Below are 14,965 nucleotides of genomic sequence, written 5' to 3'. Positions count from 1 at the left end.
GTCTCGCGGCTGGCGACGACCCCTTTTCAGGGCAAGTCGCCAGCCGATGTTCGACCGGAACCACCGCTATGCTCGCAGAATTCTTACAGTACCTGTTCACCGGGATTACTATCGGTGCGACCTACGCCCTGATAGCCCTCGGTTTTACCCTGATCTATAACGCCAGTCACGTCATCAACTTCGCCCAGGGCGAGTTCCTGATGATTGGAGGCATGGCGACGGTTTCGCTTACGGCCATGGGTGTACCCATGATCCTGGCGGTCGTGCTGGCCGTAGTCCTGGCCGGTATCCTCGGCATCGCCCTGCAGCGCTTCGCGATTGCGCCTGCCAAACAGGCCGATGTTGTTACCCTGATTATTATCACCATCGGTGCGTCGATCTTTATTCGCGGTATTGCCCAGGTAGTCTGGGGCAAGGAATACCACGTGATGCAGAATTTCAGCTCGGACCAGCCTATTGAAGTTTTCGGAGCGGTATTGAATAGCCAGAGCCTCTGGGTTCTCGGTATTGGCGCGATCCTGGTGGTCGGCCTGGTGCTGTTCTTTACCAAGACACTGATTGGCAAGGCTATCCTGGCGACATCCATGAACAAGGAGGCTGCGCGCCTTGTCGGTATCCGGACTCAGATGGTTCTGATGCTGGCATTCATGGTTTCGGCATTACTGGGCTCTGTGGCCGGTATTGTTGTTGCCCCGATCACGTTCACGTCCTACGACATCGGTATCATTCTCGGACTGAAAGGCTTTGTGGCGGCTGCGATTGGTGGCCTGGGTAGCGGTGTTGGCGCGGTTGTCGGCGGTCTGTCGCTGGGTATCGTTGAGGCCATGGCAGCCGGCTACATCTCATCGGATTACAAGGATGCCGTGGCATTCTCCATGATCCTGCTGGTGCTGTTCTTCATGCCCCGCGGATTGTTCGGTGCCAAGGTAGTGGAGCGCGTCTGATGTTGAATACGTTTATGCAGTCGCGTCTCCGGGGGCTGGTAGTCCTGGCCCTGATTCTCATCATTCTTCCCGCTTTTCTCGGCAACCCATTCCATTATGAACTGGTCACCCAGATGGCGATCATCGCCGCCACGGTGGTTGGCCTTAATCTTCTGGTCGGCTTTGCTGGCCAGATCAGCCTGGGCCATGCTGGTTTCTTTGGTCTTGGTGCCTACTTTACCGGCATCGCGACCGGCACCTACGGCTGGCCTTCAGTGCCCGCACTGGTGGTCGGAGCAATTGTTGTGGGCTTTATTGCCTGGATTGTCGGGCGACCGATTCTGCGCCTGAAGGGCCACTATCTATCCATGGCGACCCTCGCCGTTGGTTTCATCATTGCCATTATCCTGAACAACGAGCGGGCACTCACCGGTGGACCCGACGGCATGCCAGTTCCGGCATTCGAGGTGTTTGGCTGGGAGCTAAGCGCTTTTGGCAGCTACTCGCTGTTTGGCATCGATATTGAAGGCTTCCAGGCCTGGTATATCTTCGCCAGCGTCGTGCTTCTGGTGGCTGTCTGGTTTGCCCTGAACCTTATCGAATCGCCCATTGGCCGGGCACTGCGTTCGGTTCACGGTTCGGAAGTGGCGGCCAGTGTAGTCGGCGTAAACACGGCGAAATACAAAAGCCTGGTGTTTGTGATCTCTGCCATCTACGCCAGCCTGATGGGTAGCCTCTATGCCCACTTCCAGGGTTTTATCACGCCTGCGGTGGCAAGCTTCGAATTCTCCATTCTTTTCATCACCATGGTCGTTCTGGGTGGCATGGGCTCTACCTTCGGAGTGATCATCGGCGCTGTGGTGCTCAAGTTGTTGCCCCAGGTCCTGGCGGACTTCCAGGAGCTGGAGCACGTTATGTTCGGTCTGATACTGATGCTTACCATGATTTTCATGCCCAAAGGGTTGTTGCCAACGCTGACTGCTTTTGTTTCCAGGAAAATGCGCAAAAAAGCAGGGGGTGAGGCATGACAGCACTGGTTGAAGTCAAAGGGCTGGATAAAGCCTTCGGTGGTGTCCATGCGGTGGAAGGTGTCAGTTTCTCCGTAGAGGCCGGGCAGGTCTATTCGGTTATCGGCCCCAACGGTGCCGGCAAGACCACGCTGTTTAACCTGATCACCGGGCTCTACACACCGACCAAGGGCGAGATCCTGTTGAACGGTGAGAGCACCGCCAAACTGGAGCCGAACGATCTGGCTGAGCGGGGCATGTGCCGTACATTCCAGCAGATGCAGATCTGCATGAACATGACCGCCATCGAGAACGTCATGCTGGGGCGTCACCTGCAGCTGAAAAGCAGCCTGTTCACCACCTTGTTCCGGTTGCCGTCCCTGCGTCGCAATGAAGACGCCGCTCGCAAGCGTGCTGCGGAGCTGATGGAATATGTGGGCTGTGGCGACTACCTCGACGCGGAGGCCTCGGCCATGTCCTATGGCGCGCTCAAGCGCCTGGAAATCGCCCGTGCACTGGCCGCCGAACCCAAGGTTATCCTTCTGGACGAGCCGGCAGCTGGCCTGAACGCGGTTGAAACCGCTGCCCTGGAGGACCTGATCCGGAAAATTGCGGATCAGGGCACCACCGTTATGCTGGTTGAGCACGACATGAAGCTGGTTATGGGTATATCCGACCGGTTGCTGGTGCTTAACTACGGCCGTGTTCTGGCAGAGGGAACCCCTGAGGAAATCCGCCAGAACCCGGATGTTATCGCCGCCTATCTGGGTGGCTGAGCAAGGAGACATTTCACATGAGCGAGCAAAACACTGAAATGGCGCCTGCCCAGTCACGCAGTGAGCAGGCCGTAAGGATTATTGTTCATGAACACCAGGCACTGTGGCGGATTCTGGATCTGCTGGACCAGCTGCTGAGTGATATGAACCTCAACGATCAGCGCCCTGATGAGCGGCTGCTGAAGACCATTTTTGATTACATTCAGCACTTCTCCCAGCGGGTGCATAGCACCCCCACGGACATTGAGCTGTACAAACGGCTCAGCGAGAAGTCCCCTGAGACGGCGCCTCTTCTTGAGAAGCTGGCGAAGGGCTATGTCATCGGTCATGAAAAGCTGGTGGAGTTGCGCCAGTTGTTGGCGGAGTGCGAAAAAGGCTGGCCGGAAGGTCGCGAAGAGTTCAGCCATGCTCTGGCCCGTTTCACGGAAGCCTTGCGCAAACACATTCGCAAGGAAGAGGGCGTGGTTATTCCACGGGCCCGTAAACTGCTGACGGAAGAAGACTGGCAGCAGATTATTGAAGCCCGGGACGTGGAAAACGATCCGCTGTTCGGTGAGCGCGTTCGGGAAGAGTTCCGGGAACTGCGGCACCAGATTGTCAGCTACACTCCGGAGAAATTCGGTGGTCTTGGCCTGAAGCATGCGGACCGGGTGACGGCGCCCCATGCCAAGCAGGAAATGCTGTCCATCAAGGGGCTGGTGACTTCCTACGGTCAGATCGAAGTTCTGCATGATGTGGATATCCATATCAACAGCGGCGAGATCGTGTCACTGGTAGGCGCCAACGGTGCCGGCAAGTCCACCCTGCTGATGACCATTTCCGGCCTGCAGCCCACTGACCGGGGTGCCATCACCTTCGAAGGCAAGGATCTGTCCAAGATCAGCGCCGACCAGCGGGTGGCCGATGGCATTGTTCAGGTGCCTGAAGGCCGGCAGGTGTTCAAGGACCTGAGCGTTCACGATAATCTGCTGTTGGGCGCCTATACCCGGGGCAAAACGCCCGAGGTAATGGACGACCTGGAACGGATGTACACCAAGTTCCCGATTCTGCGTCAGAAGCGCCATAACCTGGCGGGTGAGCTCTCCGGTGGCCAGCAGCAGATGCTGGCAATGGGCCGGGCCCTGATGGCCAAGCCCAGGCTGCTGCTTATGGACGAGCCCAGTATGGGTCTGGCCCCGTTGATCATCGAAGAGATCTTCAACATCGTCAAAGAACTGAAGGAAGAGGGCATTACCATCTTCCTGGTAGAGCAGAACGCCTCTCAGGCATTGGCACTGGCTGATCGCGGCTATGTGCTGGAGACCGGCAAGGTGGTGATTGAAGGGACCGGCCGTGAACTGCTCAGCAATGAGAAGGTTCGTGAGGCCTACCTGGGCATGTAATCGCCCGGAACTTTCCTTGCGCCAATAAAAGGGGGACAGGTCTTGCGACCTGTCCCCCTTTTATTTGCCTGACGCTTTCCCCCTGGGGTCCAGGACAGGGAGAAAACAGGAAAGCCCGGTGTTACTCGGGCTTCTTGGCAACCAGTGTCAGGATGTCGTAGCTCGCAACCATTTCGTCGTTCTGGTTGTGAACCTGGACGTCCCAGACCACCACACCCTGAGGATGTCCGTCCGGAGATGTCCGACCCTGATCAATCTTGCGCTTGCAGGTCAGTCGTGCCCGGATGGTGTCTCCCGGGGCAACCGGTTCAATGAAGCGCAGTGTGTCCAGACCATAGTTAGCCAGCACGGGGCCCTCGCCGGGATAGACAAACAGGCCGGCAGCAGCGGAAAGCACGAAATAACCGTGGGCAATACGCTTGCCGAACTGGGAGTCCCGCGCTGCGATTTCATCAAAGTGCATGTAGAAGTGATCACCGGACAGGCAGCCGAAGTTGACGATGTCGGCTTCGGTAACGGTGCGTCGGTGAGTCAGCAGCGATTCGTTGATCTGCAGGTCTTCGAAGTGGCGACGGAACGGGTGCACGTCCGTTTCGATCAGATCGGCACCGCGTACATACTCGCGGGTAACCGCAGCCAGCATGCTGGGCGAGCCCTGGATTGCGGTGCGCTGCAGGTAGTGGTGAACCGCACGGATACCGCCCAGTTCCTCACCACCACCGGCGCGACCGGGGCCGCCATGCTTCAGCATGGGCAGAGGAGAACCGTGGCCTGTGGATTCTTTTGCGGCTTCGGCATCCAGCAGGTGCAGGCGGCCATGGAACGCGGCCAGCAGCGGGGCGACCCTGCCAGCAATGGCGGGATCACGGGTGGTCAGAGTGGTGACCAGGGAGCCGCGGCCCCTGGAGCAAAGCTCAACCGCGTCCTCGATGGTGTCGTAAGGAATGACGGTAGCAACCGGGCCGAATGCCTCGATATCGTGGGCACCACAGCCGCTTTCCGGGTTCCGGCACAGCAGCAGGTGCGGCTCGATGAACGCGCCCTTCTCGGTGCCATCGCCGGTAGCCTTGAAGTTGCCTTCGCCACCCACAACCAGCTCACTGGTCTTGAGCAATTCCTGGATGTTGGCTTTCACATCCTCCAGCTGGTCGATGGAGGCCAGTGCACCCATGCGGACGCCTTCGACAGAGGGATCACCCACGGTGATCTTGGAAAGCTGCTCTTTCAGCTTGTCGCAGACCGCGTTTACCTGATCTTTCGGAACGAAGATACGACGAATGGCGGTACATTTCTGACCGGCCTTGGCGGTCATCTCGCGCCGGATTTCCTTTACGAAGACGTCGAATTCTTCGTGCTCCGGGGTCACGTCCGGCGCCAGAATGGCACTGTTCAGTGAATCGGCCTCGGCGTTGAACGGAATCGAACGATTGATGATGTTCGGGTGGTTCCTGAGCTTCCGTGCCGTTGCGGCCGAGCCTGTGAAGGTCACCACATCCTGCTCTTCCAGATGGTCAAACAGGTCGCCGGTGCTGCCAATGATCAACTGCAGGCTGCCTTCCGGAAGCGCGCCGGATTCCTGCATCAGGCGGACGGCGAGTTCGGTCACGTAGCAGGTTGAGGTGGCCGGCTTCACGATGGACGGCATGCCTGCCAGGAAGGTGGGTGCAAACTTTTCGAGCATGCCCCATACCGGGAAGTTGTAGGCGTCAATGTGAACCGCAACGCCGCCGCGGGGCACCAGGATATGGGTGCCTGCAAAGTGGTTGTTCTTGCCCAGCGGAGTCACCGGGCCTTCGTGAACCACGTTGCCCGAGGGAAGTTCGCGGCGGCCCATGCTGGCGTAGGAAAACAGCGTACCGAAACCACCGTCGATATCGATGCCGTTGTCGCCCTTGGTGGAACCGGTATGCATCGACAGGGCGTAGAGTTCTTTTTTGTGCTCCTGGAGGTACAGGGCCATGGCCTTCAGGGCCAGGGCGCGCTCCTGGAAATCCATCGCCATGAGGTTTTTGCCGCCAACCTTGCGGCCATACTCAACAGCGTTCTTGAAGTCGAGAGTGTCGTCGTGGGTGTGGGCGACGATCTCGCCGTTAACGGCGCTTGGCAGAGCCTTGGCGGGCTTTTCGCCGACCCACTGGCCGGCAATGAAACTTTTCAGGACTGACATGGGAAACTCCATTCGTTTCTGAAACGCGAAGGCAAGCCCCGTTGCTGCGGGACTTGCCTTGCTCTTGTCTTGTTTTGGGGGCGGAAACTACATTTCGTCGTAGTCCAGAACCACCTTGTCGCTGATCGGGTAGCACTGGCAGGAAAGCACGTAACCGGCTTCCACCTCGTAGTCTTCCAGAGCAAAGTTCTGATCCATCTCTACCTCGCCTTCCACGACCTTGGCTCGGCATGTGGAGCAGACGCCAGCCTTGCAGGAATAGGGCAGGTCCGCGCCTTCTTCATTGCCGGCATCCAGAATGCTCTTGGTGTCGCGCACCAGCGGGAAAGTCAGCGAGCGGCCATCAGCGATCACCGTTACTTCACTGATTGACTGGGGATCGACGTGTGCCGGATCCCGGTCTTTCCGGGCCTGGGGAACACCACCAGCCGGGGTAAACAGTTCGAAGTGGATCCTGCTCTTTTCCATGCCGTGGTTCAGCAGCGAGTCGCGCACGGTCTCGGTCATCATCTGCGGGCCGCAGATAAAGGCCGCCGTGAGCTCCTTGGCATTGATCCAGTGATCGAACAGCTTGTCGCACTTCTCGTGGTCGATACGACCGTTGTAAAGGTCTATGTCCTGTTCTTCACGGGTAAAGATGTACACCAGGTTAAGGCGGGACATGTACTCGTTTTTCAGGTCCTGCAGCTCGTCACGGAACATGGTGCTGCTGGTGGCCTTGTTGCCGTAGAACAGGGTGACCTCGCTCTTGGGCTCGGTTTCCAGGGTGGTCTTCACGATCGAGAGGATCGGAGTAATACCACTGCCGGCGGCTACCGCCAGGTAGTTGCCTTCACGCTCGGGGTCCAGATCAACCGAGAAATGGCCCTGCGGCGGCATGACTTCCAGAGTCTGGCCGGGCTTGAGTTGCTCGTTGGCAAAGGTGGAGAAGCGACCGCCCGGAACCTGTTTGACGGCGATGCGAAGCTCCTGGTCGTTGACACTGCGGCAGATCGAGTAGGAGCGGCGAACTTCCTCGCCATCCAGCTTGGTGCGCACGATCAGGTGCTGGCCCTGCTGGTAGTGAAACTTGTCTGCCAGATCTTCCGGCACGTCAAAAGCAAGTGATACGGCGTTTCTTGTTTCAGGTCTGACCTCTTTGAGGGTCAGTGAGTAAAATTTGTTCATGATCGTATCGGCTCTAGATGCATTTGAAATAGTCGAAGGGCTCGAGGCATTCCTTGCAACGATAAAGGGCTTTGCAGGCGGTGGATCCGAACTCGCTGACCCGTTCGGTGTCTTTGCTGCCGCAATGAGGGCAGGCAATGACCTCCGGTTCTCCGAGCAGGCTCATTTTGCTGGAGCTGCCCTCGGGTGGCGCGATACCGAACGCCCGAAGCTTTTCTTTGCCTTCGTCTGTGATCCAGTCGGTGGTCCAGGCAGGGGTCAGAACCTGTTTGATTTTCGGATCGCGGAAGCCAGCGGCGCGCAGCGCCTCGGCGATCAGCTCCTCAATCAGTTCGGTGGCCGGGCACCCGGAGTAGGTCGGGGTCACGTCAATGGACAGTTCTTTACCGTCCCAGTGAACCGCCCGGACAATGCCGAGCTCCACGACACTGACTGCCGGCACTTCAGGGTCTTTGACCTCTTCAAGAAGTGCCCAGATGTCGTCCTCTGTCAGCAGATCCGGGCGGGCGTTGGCCGGCACCCGATCACTGGCAATCAGAATGTCGACAGCTGACCGGCTGTCTGAATCACCATGTTGTGGCATCGGGATAGGCCCTCTGCAGGAACTGCATTTCTGCCAGGATGAAACCGAGGTGTTCGGTGTGCTCGCCGTGCTTGCCACCCATGTACATCCAGGCGTCTTCCGCGCCAGGAGTCAGGGTTGCCTGGGTGAGCACCTCGTTGACCATGCCGCGCCAGTCTTTGGCCAGCTGGTCAGTATCCGGGCCAATGCCCGCCTCGGCCATCACACGATCGGTGTCGTCCGGCGTAATAAGCTCGCCGGTAAAACGCCAGAGGATGTCGACGGCGTCCTGCATGCGGCGGTGGCTTTCTTCAGTGCCATCACCAAAACGCTTCACCCACTCCGAGGAGCGGCGCAGGTGGTAGGTCACCTCTTTCAGCGCCTTGGCAGCGATGCCGGCAATGCGCTCGTCGCTGGATTCGGTCAGGCTCTTGAGCGTGAAGTAGTGGTACACGTCGAAGAAGAACTGACGACCCATGGTGACGGCGTAGTCCTCGTTGGGCTGCTCGGTCATCAGCAGGTTGCGATACTCGTGAGCGTCCCGGCGGAAGGCCAGCTTGTCAGCATCGCGGCCATCGTCGATCAGCTCGGCTGCATACTCGTACCAGTTGCGGGCTTGGCCGACGAGGTCGAGGGCAACGTTCATCAGTGCCATCTCTTCCTCAAGCGCCGGGGCCTTGCCACACAGCTCGCAAAGGCGCTGGCCGAGGATCATGTCGGAATCTGCCAGGCGCAGCAGGTATTCCTTTAATGCTTCTGTTTGTGTCATGGGTACCGCTCCTTACATGTGTCCGACTTCATCGGGCAGCTTGTAGAAGGAAGCGTGCCGGTAAACCTTGTCTTCCGACGGATCGAAAAGTACTTCCTTCTCGTCGGACGCGGACGCCGTGATCGCGTCGGAGGGAACCACCCAGATGCTTACGCCTTCGTTACGGCGTGTATAAAGATCACGGGCGTTTTCCATGGCCATCTCGGCGTCTGCGGCATGCACGCTGCCCACGTGTTTGTGGTTCAGGCCGTGCTTGGACCGTACAAAGACTTCGTAAAGGCGCCATTCAGACATGTTGTATTCCTCCGGTATCAGGCGGCTTGTGCGCGCTGTTTTTGTTTTTCGGCGTAGGCGACGGCCGCTTCACGGACCCAGGCACCTTCGTCAATAGCGTTCTTGCGAGTTTTGATGCGCTCGCGGTTGCAGGGACCGTTGCCCTTGAGGACGTCGTAGAATTCCTGCCAGTTGATTTCGCCGAAATCGTAATGGCCGGTTTCTTCGTTCCACTTCAGGTCCGGATCCGGTGCAGTGCAGCCAAGGAATTCGAGCTGCGGCACGGTCTGGTCAATAAACATCTGGCGCAGTTCGTCGTTGCTCTTGCGCTTGATCTTCCAGGCCATGGACTGATGGGAGTTCGGGGACTCGTCGTCATGCGGTCCGAACATCATCAGTGCCGGCCACCACAGACGGTTAATGGCGTCCTGCACCATGGCTTTCTGTTCCTCGGTGCCTTCGCGCATCATGTCCAGCAGGATCTGGTAACCCTGACGCTGGTGGAAGCTTTCTTCCTTGCAGATGCGGATCATGGCGCGGGAATAGGGACCATAGGAGGTACGCTGCAGCACCACCTGGTTAACAATGGCGGCGCCGTCTACCAGCCAGCCAACAGCACCCATGTCCGCCCAGTTCAGGGTCGGGTAGTTGAAGATGCTGGAATACTTGGCTTTTCCCTGGTGCAGCTTTTCGATCTCTTCGTCACGGTCAGCACCCAGGGTTTCCATGGCGCTATACAGGTACAGGCCGTGGCCCGCTTCGTCCTGAATCTTGGCCATCAGCTGGAGCTTACGCTTGAGCGTAGGCGCGCGGGTAACCCAGTTGCCTTCCGGCAGCATGCCGACCACTTCAGAGTGGGCGTGCTGGGAAATCTGGCGAATCAGGGTCTTCCGGTAGCCTTCCGGCATCCAGTTTTTGGGTTCGATTTTGGTTTCGGCGTCGACCTTTTCCTGAAAGTCGCGCTCTTCGGGCGACATCTCTTCTTTCGTCTTAAGGCGCTTGGCGCCGGTTTCAACGAGCTGGGCGTACATAAACAAATACCTCCGGATCGGGCTTGTTGTTCTGTTGTCCGTGAACAGAGAACCCTCAATAACAACTGAGGGTCAATGACTCCATATTATATGATACTGAATAAATATCAAGAACAGTCTTTGTGTGTCATGTTATATCTAAAAGCTTCCTTATGAGATCTTATAGTGCTGATTTGCATAATAAAAAAAGTGATACGTGAGCAAATGCTATTGAGATCAGCAAACGGAAAGCAATTTTAAATCGGTGATTGCGGGGCCTGGTGGTGGGAAAAGCAGCGAGAGTCAGCGGCATCCGCTGCGTGCTGACTCTCTGCTGGTCGGTCGGATTTACTGGTTACGGCGATCAAATACGCGCTTGGCCTTGCCTTCCGAGCGTGCCAGACGGTTGGTTTCCACCACCTCGACACGGGTGCTGATGCCGATGTAGGACTTGATGTGGTGCGCCAGTTCCTTGGCCGCCGCAGCACGACTCTCGGGGGTGTCGGTTACGCCGGGTTTCAGTTCGGTCCGGATATCCACGCAGTCCAGGTTGCCTTCCTTGTAAACCTCGATCTCGTAGTGCGGTGCCAGAGCCTCGCACTTGAGCACCTGCTCCTCGATCTGGCTCGGGAACACGTTGACGCCGCGAATGATCAGCATGTCGTCGCTGCGACCGGTGATCTTGTCGATCCGGCGCATCGGACGTGCAGTGCCTGGCAGCAGGCGGGTGAGATCCCGGGTGCGATAGCGCAGAATCGGCAGGGCCACCTTGGTCAATGACGTGAAGACCAGCTCACCGTATTCACCATCAGGCAGCACTTCACCGGTTTCCGGGTTGATGATTTCCGGATAGAAGTGATCCTCCCAGATGGTCGGGCCGTCTTTGGTTTCAATACATTCCATGCCCACGCCCGGCCCCATGACTTCCGACAGACCATAGATATCAAGAGCCTCGATGCCGAGGCGCTCCTCGATCTCGGATCGCATGGCGTTGGTCCACGGTTCTGCGCCGAAAATGCCGAGCCGCAGGGGCAGTTTATGGGGATCAATGCCCTGACGCTCCATTTCATCGGCAATGTTCAGCATGTAGGACGGCGTCACCATGATGATGTCCGGTTCGAAATCCTTGATCAGTTGAACCTGCTTCTCGGTCTGGCCGCCGGACATCGGAATAACCGTGCAGCCAAGGCGTTCGGCACCGTAGTGGGCGCCCAGACCGCCGGTGAACAGGCCATAGCCATAGGCTACATGAACCTTGTCGCCACGGGAGCCGCCGCCGGCCCGGATGGACCGTGCCACAATGTCGGCCCAGGTGTTGATATCACTCTGGGTGTAACCGACGACGGTTGGCTTGCCGGTGGTACCACTGGAGGCGTGCACCCGCACCACGTCGGACATGGGGGTGGCAAACATGCCGAACGGGTAGTTGTCCCGCAGATCCGCCTTGGTGGTGAATGGCACCTTGGCCAGGTCTTCCAGCGAGTTGATGTCCATGGGCTTCAGACCCTGGTCATCAAACGCTTTGCGGTAGAACGGCACGTTGGTGTAGGCATGGACAACGCTCCAGCGCAGGCGCTGCAGCTGTTCGTGGCGCAGCTCATCAATGCTGGCGGTTTCCATGCGGTCAAGTTTGCCAAGTTTTTGCAGTGGTAAGGTCATGGTTCTGTCCTGCGTTGTTCTTGTCGAATAAGGGTCTTTGTTCTTGTTGGCGGGTGGCTTCAGGCCACCGCATCCATCCGTTCAATGATCAGTGCGATGCCCTGGCCAACGCCGATGCACATGGTGCAGAGGGCATACCGGGCTTTCTGGCCCGCGGCGTGGCGACGCTCCAGTTCATTCAGGGCAGTGGTTACCAGCCGGGCGCCGCTCATGCCCAGGGGGTGGCCGAGGGCAATGGCGCCACCGTTCGGATTTACGTGCTCGGCATCATCCGGCAGGCCGAGATCACGGGTAACCGCCAGGGCCTGCGCAGCAAATGCCTCGTTCAGCTCGATAACATCTATATCTGCCAGCTCCAGACCGGCGGTGGCCAGAACCTTTCGGGTGGCCGGTGCCGGGCCAAAGCCCATGATCCGTGGCTCTACGCCAGCCGTTGCCATGGCAACTACCCGGGCGCGGGGTTTGAGGTTGTACTGTTTGAGGGCATCGGCTCCCGCCAGAAGCAGTGCGCAGGCACCGTCGTTCACGCCGGACGCATTGCCCGCAGTCACCGTGCCGTTTTCACGGAACGGGGTTGGCAGAGAGGCGAGTTTTTCCAGGCTGGTTTCCCGGGGATGCTCGTCGGTGTCCACCACCAGCGGGTCCTGCTTGCGGCGGGGAATCGTGACCGGTGTGATCTCAGCGGCCAGGCGGCCTTCTTTCTGGGCAGCCGCGGTCCGCTGCTGACTGCGCAGGGCGAACGCGTCCTGGTCTTCCCGGGAAATGCCGAAGTCGGCCGCAACGTTTTCCGCCGTCTCGGGCATGGAATCAATGCCGTACTGCTTTTTCAGTACCGGGTTTACAAAGCGCCAGCCGATGGTGGTGTCAAAAATCTCCGCCTTGCGACTGAATGCAGAGTCGGCCTTGCCCATAACGAAGGGAGCACGGGACATGGATTCGACGCCGCCGGCAATCATCAGCTGTGTTTCGCCGGTACGGATGGCCCGGGCGGCGCTGCCGACTGCATCCATACCGGAACCGCACAGACGGTTGATGGTGCTGCCCGGTACGTCCACCGGAAGGCCAGCCAGTAGCAGGGACATGCGGGCAACGTCGCGATTGTCTTCACCGGCCTGGTTGGCGCAGCCATAAAGAACGTCGTCAATTTTCGACCAGTCCAGATCCGGATGGCGCTCTGCCAGGGCCTTGATAGGAATGGCGCCCAGGTCATCTGCCCGCACGGCGGAGAGAGCACCGCCGTATCGACCGATAGGGGTGCGGATGGCATCGACGATGTAGGCGTCTTTCAGGATGTTGTCGCCGCTCATGCAGTTTCCTCCGAATTGCGTACGGTGCCACGAACCTCATAGGAGCGGCCCCGGAACAGGGCAACCTTGCGGCCGTCCTGATTGGTTAGTGTGATGTCGTAAACGCCGGTGCGGCCGCCGCGGGCCTGTTCTTCGGCGGTGGCGGTCAGCAGGTCGCCCTCTTTGGCGCCGTACATGTAATCAATGCTGCAACCGGAGGCCACGGTGGCGCGGTCGTAGCTGTTACAGGCAAACGCAAACGCCGAATCGGCCAGGGTGAACAGGTAACCGCCGTGGCAGGAGCCGTGGCCCTGGATCATGTCGCAGGTGACCGTCATGGTGAGCACTGCCTTGCCCGGGGCAACGGACTCGATGTTCATGCCCAGTTTCTGGCTGGCGCGGTCCCGCGCGAACATGGCCTTGGCGCATTCTTCGGCGAGTACTTGCGGATCCATCTCGCTCATGAATAAAACCCCTTCTGTGCAAATGCGTTCTTCCGGAGCAGCAGGGCAGGGCGATAGCGGTCCTCTGCGTAGCTGGTCTGGATGTTGGTGAGCACCTTGAACACGTGGCCCGCGCCCAGGCGGTCGCTCCAGCTCAGGGGGCCGTCGGGATAGTTCAGGCCCGCTTTCATTGCCAGATCGATATCCGCGACCGTTGCAACACCTTGAAGAGCCGCATCGGCCGCTTCATTCGCCAGCATGGCGACGGTACGCATGATGACCAGCCCCGGCCGGTCCGCGATCAGGCTGACTTCGATACCCGCTTTTTGCAGTAAAGCACAGGCACAGGAAACCGCTGCGTCGGACGCCTGATCGGCAGGCGCCAGGGCAAGCCGGCTTGCTTTGCTGTAGTCAAAGGCAAGGTCAAACAGCACCAGATTGGCGAGGCCCTCACAGGCGGCACGCTCGGTAGCCATCCGGCCGTCGGTAAGTGCCAGTACCGCATCGCCGAAGCGAATCTGGCCCGGGCCGTCGCGCTCGATAATGGTCAGGCCGGCTGCCTTCAGTCGCTCCAGCAACGGTGCGGCTACGCCGGGATTGCCTTCGGCAATGACCACGGACTCATCGGATTGATGTGCCGGCTCGGTCTTTGGCTGCGGCTTTTCCGCACTCTCGCCATAGGGATAGAACCCCTGGCCGCTCTTGCGTCCCAGGCGACCGGCTTCCACCAGTTCTTTCTGGATCAGCGACGGTAGAAAGCGGGGGTCCTGGTAATAGGAATTGAAGACCGAGTTGGTGACGGCGTAGTTGACGTCGTGGCCGATCAGGTCGGTCAGCTCAAAGGCACCCATCCGGAACTGGCCGGCTTCGCGGATGATGGCATCCAGCGTGGCGGCGTCGGTGGCCTGTTCCTGCAGCAGGCGCAGGCTTTCCGCGTAAAACGGACGGGCCACGCGGTTGACGATAAAGCCGGGAGTCGAGGTCGCGTAGACCGGTTTCTTGCCCCAGGCAGTTGCCGTGGCATGAACGGTATCGGCGACGGCCTGGCTGGTCGCCAGTCCCATGACAACTTCGACCAGGGCCATGAGGGGCGCCGGGTTGAAGAAGTGCATGCCTACCAGGCGCTCGGGTTTGTTCATTTCGGCGCCGAGGGCGGTCACAGAGATGGAGGAGGTATTGGTGGCGAGGATCGCATCCCCGGCACACAGATTCTCGAGGTTCGCCAGCAGCTGACGTTTGATCTGGAGATCCTCGATGATGGCCTCGATCACCAGCCCGGCGTCTGCGACGTCATCAAGCTTTGCAACCGGGTGAATCCGGCCGATCACATCGTCCAGCTCCTGCTGCTGCATCTTGCCTTTGTCGACACGACGCTGAAGCTGCTTCGCGATACCGTCACGGCCCGCCTCGGCGGCACCCTCTCTCTGGTCGTGCAGGTAAACCTGGTGGCCTGCCTGGGCGGCCACCTGGGCAATGCCGGAGCCCATGGCGCCGGCGCCGACGACGGCAACTTTGGTTTGAGTATCCAGTGCCGGCATGGC

The 14,965-nt window shown here is 59.0% G+C and carries 14 protein-coding genes and 1 pseudogene; 5 read left to right on the top strand and 10 right to left on the bottom strand.

Annotated features, from left to right (window positions below):
* Window positions 1-68: 68 nt before the first annotated feature.
* From AC5JQH_RS04595 to AC5JQH_RS04575, 5 genes and pseudogenes are all read left to right on the top strand, one after another.
* Complete coding sequence (locus AC5JQH_RS04595) at window positions 69-944, top strand: branched-chain amino acid ABC transporter permease (protein ID WP_008173784.1); 876 nt, start codon at window positions 69-71, stop codon at window positions 942-944.
* Window positions 944-1,951 carry a branched-chain amino acid ABC transporter permease gene (locus tag AC5JQH_RS04590; protein ID WP_493791636.1) on the top strand — a complete coding sequence of 336 codons (1,008 nt, stop codon included), beginning with the start codon at window positions 944-946 and terminating at the stop codon, window positions 1,949-1,951. The genes AC5JQH_RS04595 and AC5JQH_RS04590 overlap by 1 nt, the downstream gene beginning before the upstream one ends.
* Window positions 1,948-2,706, top strand: a complete 759-nt coding sequence (locus AC5JQH_RS04585) for an ABC transporter ATP-binding protein (protein WP_459421294.1) — start codon at window positions 1,948-1,950, stop codon at window positions 2,704-2,706. The genes AC5JQH_RS04590 and AC5JQH_RS04585 overlap by 4 nt, the downstream gene beginning before the upstream one ends.
* Before the next feature lie 17 nt (window positions 2,707-2,723).
* Window positions 2,724-3,173: pseudogene (locus tag AC5JQH_RS04580) on the top strand (hemerythrin domain-containing protein); the annotation flags it as partial.
* 210 nt (window positions 3,174-3,383) lie between these two features.
* Window positions 3,384-4,088: an ABC transporter ATP-binding protein gene (locus AC5JQH_RS04575; protein ID WP_227519413.1), complete on the top strand. Its 705-nt coding sequence runs from the start codon at window positions 3,384-3,386 to the stop codon at window positions 4,086-4,088.
* Window positions 4,089-4,209: 121 nt separating this feature from the next.
* Here AC5JQH_RS04575 and paaZ read toward each other — a convergent pair whose 3' ends face one another.
* The 10 genes from paaZ to paaH all read right to left on the bottom strand — a co-directional run bounded on the left by paaZ (window position 4,210) and on the right by paaH (window position 14,962).
* A complete protein-coding gene (paaZ, locus tag AC5JQH_RS04570; protein WP_273084428.1) occupies window positions 4,210-6,255 on the bottom strand; it encodes a phenylacetic acid degradation bifunctional protein PaaZ in 2,046 nt (681 codons plus the stop codon).
* Window positions 6,256-6,342: 87 nt separating this feature from the next.
* Window positions 6,343-7,422: a 1,2-phenylacetyl-CoA epoxidase subunit PaaE gene (paaE, locus tag AC5JQH_RS04565; RefSeq protein WP_014577968.1), complete on the bottom strand. Its 1,080-nt coding sequence runs from the start codon at window positions 7,420-7,422 to the stop codon at window positions 6,343-6,345.
* A 13-nt stretch (window positions 7,423-7,435) separates the two neighbouring features.
* Window positions 7,436-8,005 carry a 1,2-phenylacetyl-CoA epoxidase subunit PaaD gene (gene paaD, locus AC5JQH_RS04560; protein WP_008173796.1) on the bottom strand — a complete coding sequence of 190 codons (570 nt, stop codon included), beginning with the start codon at window positions 8,003-8,005 and terminating at the stop codon, window positions 7,436-7,438.
* Complete coding sequence (gene paaC / locus AC5JQH_RS04555) at window positions 7,989-8,753, bottom strand: 1,2-phenylacetyl-CoA epoxidase subunit PaaC (protein WP_008173798.1); 765 nt, start codon at window positions 8,751-8,753, stop codon at window positions 7,989-7,991. The genes paaD and paaC overlap by 17 nt, the downstream gene beginning before the upstream one ends.
* Before the next feature lie 12 nt (window positions 8,754-8,765).
* Window positions 8,766-9,047 (bottom strand): 1,2-phenylacetyl-CoA epoxidase subunit PaaB, encoded by a 282-nt coding sequence (paaB, locus tag AC5JQH_RS04550; protein ID WP_014577967.1) that lies wholly within the window; start codon window positions 9,045-9,047, stop codon window positions 8,766-8,768.
* Between the two features lie 17 nt (window positions 9,048-9,064).
* Window positions 9,065-10,057: a 1,2-phenylacetyl-CoA epoxidase subunit PaaA gene (paaA, locus tag AC5JQH_RS04545; protein WP_493791635.1), complete on the bottom strand. Its 993-nt coding sequence runs from the start codon at window positions 10,055-10,057 to the stop codon at window positions 9,065-9,067.
* 327 nt (window positions 10,058-10,384) lie between these two features.
* Window positions 10,385-11,695 carry a phenylacetate--CoA ligase PaaK gene (paaK, locus tag AC5JQH_RS04540; RefSeq protein WP_014577966.1) on the bottom strand — a complete coding sequence of 437 codons (1,311 nt, stop codon included), beginning with the start codon at window positions 11,693-11,695 and terminating at the stop codon, window positions 10,385-10,387.
* A 59-nt stretch (window positions 11,696-11,754) separates the two neighbouring features.
* Window positions 11,755-13,002: a 3-oxoadipyl-CoA thiolase gene (pcaF, locus tag AC5JQH_RS04535; RefSeq protein ID WP_430415198.1), complete on the bottom strand. Its 1,248-nt coding sequence runs from the start codon at window positions 13,000-13,002 to the stop codon at window positions 11,755-11,757.
* Window positions 12,999-13,445 (bottom strand): hydroxyphenylacetyl-CoA thioesterase PaaI, encoded by a 447-nt coding sequence (gene paaI / locus AC5JQH_RS04530; RefSeq protein ID WP_008173807.1) that lies wholly within the window; start codon window positions 13,443-13,445, stop codon window positions 12,999-13,001. Before paaI ends, pcaF begins: the two co-directional genes overlap by 4 nt.
* Window positions 13,442-14,962, bottom strand: coding sequence for a 3-hydroxyacyl-CoA dehydrogenase PaaH (gene paaH, locus AC5JQH_RS04525; protein WP_491713092.1), 1,521 nt, complete (start codon window positions 14,960-14,962; stop codon window positions 13,442-13,444). The genes paaI and paaH overlap by 4 nt, the downstream gene beginning before the upstream one ends.
* Window positions 14,963-14,965: the final 3 nt, after the last annotated feature.

Source organism: Marinobacter sp. H13, from assembly GCF_059072335.1.
Note: the sequence above shows the minus strand (reverse complement) of the source record. Positions and strands in the feature narration are given on the sequence as shown.